The 6000-nt window shown below is 72.0% G+C and carries 3 protein-coding genes and 3 pseudogenes; all 6 read right to left on the bottom strand.

The genetic code is table 11. The features are described from left to right. Nucleotides 1-143 precede the first annotated feature (143 nt). The 6 genes and pseudogenes from rpsD to htpX all read right to left on the bottom strand — a co-directional run bounded on the left by rpsD (nt 144) and on the right by htpX (nt 5894). Nucleotides 144-755 (bottom strand): 30S ribosomal protein S4, encoded by a 612-nt coding sequence (gene rpsD, locus BJF83_RS02510; RefSeq protein WP_075925017.1) that lies wholly within the window; start codon nt 753-755, stop codon nt 144-146. Between the two features lie 323 nt (nt 756-1078). Beyond that, nucleotides 1079-2049: pseudogene (locus BJF83_RS02515) on the bottom strand (carbohydrate kinase family protein). Between the two features lie 417 nt (nt 2050-2466). After that, complete coding sequence (locus tag BJF83_RS02520; RefSeq protein ID WP_075925018.1) at nt 2467-2814, bottom strand: iron-sulfur cluster assembly accessory protein; 348 nt, start codon at nt 2812-2814, stop codon at nt 2467-2469. A 314-nt stretch (nt 2815-3128) separates the two neighbouring features. After that, a pseudogene (locus BJF83_RS02525) lies at nt 3129-4237 on the bottom strand (glycerate kinase). Between the two features lie 102 nt (nt 4238-4339). Continuing rightward, a complete protein-coding gene (locus BJF83_RS02530; RefSeq protein ID WP_075925019.1) occupies nt 4340-4936 on the bottom strand; it encodes a hypothetical protein in 597 nt (198 codons plus the stop codon). Nucleotides 4937-4969: 33 nt separating this feature from the next. After that, nucleotides 4970-5894 (bottom strand): annotated as a pseudogene (htpX, locus tag BJF83_RS02535) (zinc metalloprotease HtpX). Nucleotides 5895-6000: the final 106 nt, after the last annotated feature.

Consider the following 6000-nt stretch of genomic DNA (forward strand, 5'->3'; position numbering starts at 1 on the left):
CCGGGGTTTCGGTTGCGTTGCGGTAACGATGCGGACCTCACCGGAACCGGCGGGTGGCGCACAGCACACCGCAGACGCGCCGGAGGCCGCGCGGACGACGAGGGTCCGCGCGGCCTCCGCACGGTTCGGGGTCCGGGGACCCCCTAACGGGCGTAGAACTCGACGACGAGCTGCTCGTCGAAGGGCACGGGGATCTGCTCACGCTTGGGGCGGTCGACGACCGCGATGCGCAGGTCCGAGTGGCTGACGGCGAGGAAGCCGGCGATCTTGTCGTCGGCGTGGACGCCCTCGGCGGCCTCGATGAACGGGACCATCTGGCGGGACTTCTCCCGAACGCTGATGATCTGGCCCGGCTTGACCTGGTACGACGGGATGTCGACCTTCTTGCCGTCCACGGTGATGTGGCCGTGGTTGATGAACTGGCGGGCGGCGTAGATCGAGGCGGCGAACCCGGCCCGGAGCACGACCGTGGCCAGACGCAGCTCCAGTTCGGCGAGCATCTCCTCACCGGTACGGCCCGGACGCTTCTTGGCGTTCTCGTAGACGCGCAGCAGCTGCTTCTCGGTCAGGTCGTAGTACCAGCGCACCTTCTGCTTCTCCGCCTGACGGACGGCGAAGTCGCTGCTGTTGCGGCGGACACGGCGGCCGTGCTCACCAGGCGGGTACGGACGCTTCTCGAAGTAGCTGACCGCCTTACGGGTCAGCGGGGTGCCGGCGCGCCGGGACAACCGCACCTTCGGTCCGGTGTAGCGCATGCATAGTCCTTTCAGTGATTCAGGGAATCCCAGGTAAGGCTGGCCTAGATCTGGGAGGCGCGGTACGCGCCCGAGTCCCGCCGCCGGAGCGGTCAAGACGGGTTCCCACCGTCGCGGCGACCCAGCGCTGACGGTTCGGGCTGGAACCGGCACGCGTCTCAGCGCACCGGAGGGCACGGGGCTCCCCGTGCTGGTCGGCGAAGGCCGACCGTCGGGCAGCGGCCCGGCGTACCGGGTCGTGCGGGTCGCGGCTACCTACTTTACGGCGTCCGCGACACCGCCCCGACCAGGACCGTGCGGTCGCGCCGGGGCGGCGGGCAGGATCACACGTGCGCGGCGACCTCGGCGGCCACCCCGGAGCCGTAGGACCGCTCCAGGCGCTCGGTCAACGAGGCGGCTGACAGCGAGTACTCCTGGGGGCCGTCCGCCTCCAGGCAGTGCGCGGCGGTGGCGTTGCCGACCTGGGCGGCGCGCTCCAGGGACAGGCCCCAGGAGTGCGCGGCCAGGAACCCGGCTCGGAAGGCGTCGCCCATGCCCGTGGGGTCGACGAGTTCGCCGACCACGGCGGAGGGGACGTGGACGCTCGGCTCGCCCCTGCGGTCGATCCGCGCTCCCTTGGCGCCCAGCGTCGTGACGCGGGTGCGACCCGGTCCAGGACCTGTTCATCGGACCATTCGGTCTTCTGCTCGGTCAGGGCCTTCTCGTACTCGTTGCTGAACAGGAAGGTCGCCCCCTCGATCAGGGAGCGGACCTGGGGGCCCTCCATGCGTGCGAGCTGCTGGGAGGGGTCTGCGGCGAAGGGGATGGACCGCGTGCGGCACTCCTCGCTGTGCCGGACCATGGCGGCCGGGTCGTCGGCGCCGATGAGGACGAGGTCGAGACCCCCGAGGCGGTCGGCGATGGGCTGGAGCTCGATGTTGCGCGCCTCGGACATGGCGCCCGCGTAGAAGGAGGCGATCTGGTTCTGGTCGAGGTCGGTGGTGCAGATGAACCGGGCGGTGTGCCGCAGTTCGGAGATGTGGACGGCCGAGGTGTCGACGCCGTGGCGGTCGAGCCAGGCGCGGTACTCCTCGAAGTCGGCGCCGGCCGCGCCCACGAGCACGGGGTTCAGGCCGAAGCCGCCCATGCCGAAGCAGATGTTGGCGGCGACACCGCCGCGTCGCACGTCCAGCTCGTCGATGAGGAAGGAGAGGGACAACTGCTGGATCTGGTCCGGGATGATCTGTTCCGAGAACCGGCCCTGGAAGGACATCAGGTGGTCGGTGGCGATGGATCCGGCAACCGCGATACGCACGGGACGGGGGCTCCTTGCTGGGGAGGCGTCGGTTGGCCTCGACCGGGCGCTGCCGCGCCCGGTCGAACCGACCCAGCGTATCCAGACCCTCGCCGTTCTCGGGCGCAGGCCGGCCGGTTGACGGCACGGCGGAGGGGAGGGCGGAGGCCTGCGCCCTCCCCTCCGGCGCCCCGGAAGCACCGGGGTGCGCTGTGCGGCGTGATCCCTGGGGCTGTGCCGCGGACGCGCACACCACTGCGCGACGCGCGGGCGCGACTCTCGCCGCGTTCTCATCGGTGGCGAGGGCCCCAACCCGGGCCCCGCCGTGCGACACCGCGGAGCTTGCGGAGCAGGCGGGGTCGGGGCACTCCTTCGACAGCTTCGCGGCAGCCGTACCGGACCCGCCGCTCGCGACGGGCGGCATCCGCGGCACTCGCCCTAGTTGAAGGAGTCACCGCAGGCGCAGGAGCCCGTGGCGTTGGGGTTGTCGATGGTGAAGCCCTGCTTCTCGATGGTGTCGACGAAGTCGATGGTGGCGCCGACGAGGTAGGGGGAGCTCATCCGGTCGGTGACGACCTCGACCCCGCCGAAGTCGGAGATCACGTCCCCGTCGAGGTCGCGCTCGTCGAAGTAGAGCTGGTAGCGCAGCCCCGAGCAGCCGCCGGGCTGCACGGCCACACGCAGGCGTAGGTCGTCCCGGCCCTCCTGCTCCAGGAGCGCCCGGACCTTGGCGGACGCCTCGTCGGTGAGGATGATCCCCTCGGTGACCTCGCTCTGAACCGTCATGTGTAAAGCTCCTCTGGAAAGGGGTCGCGGCTGCCGGCCACCCCGGGTCGCGTACGAGACCGGGCCCGCAGGTGCGGGTCCGCTCCTCCGATGTCAACGTCCGGGGCCGATACCGCATTCCGCCGCGCGGCGGCTGTGTTCTCCCTGCCACCGTGGCCCCTGGTGCTGAAGTGGCCACGGCCGCGCACGATGCCCTCGTGCGCCTCCAGGGTAGTGCTTGTCGGGCCGCTCGCCCACCCGTCACCGGCCCGCAGCGCCTCGCGGCGGCGAGCCCGCCCTCGATTGACTCCTCCGGGGAAGCGTTCCCCCGCAGGTCAGCGCGTCCAACGTCGGGCGATCGCGGCGGCCATCGAGCGCAGTTCCTCGGCCGAGCGTCCCATCGCCGCCTCCACCGAGCCCGCCGCGTCCACGAGGGCGTGGGTCTCGGTGATCCCGGCCGCAGCGGCCTCGGCGCGGCCGACCTTGACCACGCCCGCGGTCACCAGGCACGGCACACCGTGCTCGCTGGCCAGGCTCGCCACGCCGTGCGGGAGCTTGCCGCGCAGGGACTGCGCGTCGAAGGAGCCCTCCCCGGTGATGACGAGGTCCGCGTCGGTGAGTCGTTCGGCCAGGCGCACCGCCTCCAGGACGCGCCGGACCCCGGACTCGACGGCGCCGCCGAGCAGCAGCAACCCGAACCCGAGTCCGCCCGCTCCCCCGCGCCCGGGGTCGCACGGATCTCGCCCGTGGGGTCGACCCGGTCGGCGAACGCGGTCAGCGCAGCGTCCAGGCGCTGGACCTGGTCGGGGTCGGCGCCCTTCTGCGGGCCGAAGACCGCGCTGGCCCCGTGGATGCCCAGGAGCGGATTGTCGACGTCGGTGGCGGCGATGAGACGGACCCCCTCCACCGATCTGCGGGCCGGTTCGAGGTCGAGCGTCTGGGAGGCGTCCGCGAGCGGGGCGCCGCCGTGGCTGAGCACGTCGGCCGGGCCGGCGCCGAGGGCGGCCAGCATGCCCGCCCCGGCGTCGTTCGTGGAGCTGCCGCCCAGGCCGACGACGACGGTGCGGGCCCCCGCGCCGACCGCACAGGCGATGAGGTCGCCCACGCCGTGGCTGGTGGTGCGTCCGGGGTCCCGGTCGGCGTCCGGGACCAGGTGGAGCCCGCACGCCTGGGCGCTCTCCACGTAGGCGGTGGCCGTCTCGGGGTCGAGGAGGTACTCGGCGGTGACGGGCGTGCCCAGGGGTCCCGTGACCTCGGCCTCGTGCACCTCCCCGCCCAGGGCCTCGTGCAGGACCTCCACGAATCCGGGGCCGCCGTCGGAGAGCGGGAGCAACTCCGTCGTGGCGGAGGGGTCGGTCCGGCGCCACCCGTCGGCGACGGCCTGGGCGGCCTCGACCGCGGAGAGGGTCCCGGCGAACTTGTCTGGGGCGATGACGATACGCACGTGGCCATTGTGCCGGTCAGCAGCGTGCCGCACCAGACCTTGGCAGCAAATTTATCCGTTTTGTGGATTTTATTTTCCGAATAACGGAATCTTGTCAGACTGCTATGGGTACAATCCCGGCGCCCCGTACACCGGGAACCACCGGGACCGGTCCCGCTCCATCGGCAGGTCGGCACCGACGGCGGCCTCCACCTGGAGTTCGAGCGCGCCGTCCCGTCGCTGACCGCCCAGCGGCGCGAAGGGGTAGAAGGTGCCGCGCTTGTACAGGTACACCAGACCCAGCACACGACGGCGGGTGTCGCTGAACCCCACGAGCGAGCACAGCAGCGCGGGCCCGTAGCCACCCGCCTCCAGCGTCGAGTTCACCGCGTGCAGGTCGGTGACCAGGCCGGAGACGTCAGGCTCGGCGCCCTCCCCCGCCCCGTGCGCGCTTACGACCAACCACGTGTACCCGTAGTCGTCGGTCACCTGCTCCACCGGCGGCCCCTCGTCCGCGTCGAGCAGCTCGGTCACGTCCCGTTCCAGGTCCGCGAAGGCGGCCCCCTCCGCCGCGCGGAAGGCCACCGAGCCGGTCCCGGTCGGCGAGAAACCCGCCGCCGCGCGCAGCGTCAACGCGGCCGAGGGCAGGCCGAACAGCGCGTCCAGGTCGGGTTGGGCGGGCGCGGTGCGGCCCAGGATCGCACGCCAGAGTCTCTTCACGGGCGCCTCGCCTCCGTGTCGGGGAGCGGTGGGTCAGGTCCCCTGGCCGAGCTGCCGGGAGATCTCCGCCAGCTGGGCCAGGCGCGGTCCACCGGAGGGTGCGTGGCGACCAGCTGGCTCATGCTGAAGCCCCTGCGGCTGAAGGCGGGGGCGAAGAAGAAGGCGTTGAACGGCTCTGCCTGGCGCAGGTCGCGCGTGGGGATGCGGGCCATGTCACCGGTGATCTTGGTGAGCGCGCTGCCCAGCGCGGAGGGTCGTCCGGTGAGGTAGGCGGCCGAGCGGTCCGCCGACAGCTCCCGGTAGCGCGACAGCGCCCGGGTGAGGAGGAAGCTCAGCGCCCAGGCGATCACGCTGACCAGGACGACCAGGAGGGCGATCATCGCGGGCGCCGGACCCCCGCCGCCGCTCCGGCCGCCGGCGGCCCCGCTGAACGCGGCGAACCGCAGCCCAGCCTGGGTGAGGAAGCCCGCGACGATTCCGAGGAAGCCGGCGATGGTCATCACCATGACGTCGCGGTGCGCGACGTGGGACAGTTCGTGTGCCAGAACCGCCTCCAGTTCCCGACCCTCCAGGCGCCGGAGGAGCCCGGTCGTCACACAGACGACGGAACTCTTCTCGCTGTGGCCGGTGGCGAAGGCGTTGGGGACGTCGGTGCCGGCGATCCCGACGCGCGGCTTGGCCATGTCGGCCATCGCGCAGAGGCGGTCGATCACGGCGTGCAGCTCGGGCGCTGCTCGGGGCCGACTTCGCGCGCGCCCATGGAGAACATGGCGATCCTGTCGGAGGCGAAGTAGGAGAAGAGGGCGAACCCCCCGACCACCAGGAGGACCAGCCAGACACTCATGCCGACCAGGACCAGCCCGACGACGAAGGCGACGTAGACCAGGGCGAGCAGGCCCATCGTCGTCACCATGCGCGCGGTGAGCCCCCGGTCCGGCCTGAACTTCGAACCCGCCATGACGACCCCCCTGGTCCGAAGTCTAGTTCGCCCAGGTCGGAATGGGTTTGAGACACACCACGCACGCGCGCAAGCGCCGAAGTCGGCCGGCGGGCCGCATGGCGGC

This window comes from Nocardiopsis sp. CNR-923 (assembly GCF_001942255.1).
In the GTDB taxonomy this organism is placed as follows: Bacteria; Actinomycetota; Actinomycetes; order Streptosporangiales; family Streptosporangiaceae; genus Nocardiopsis.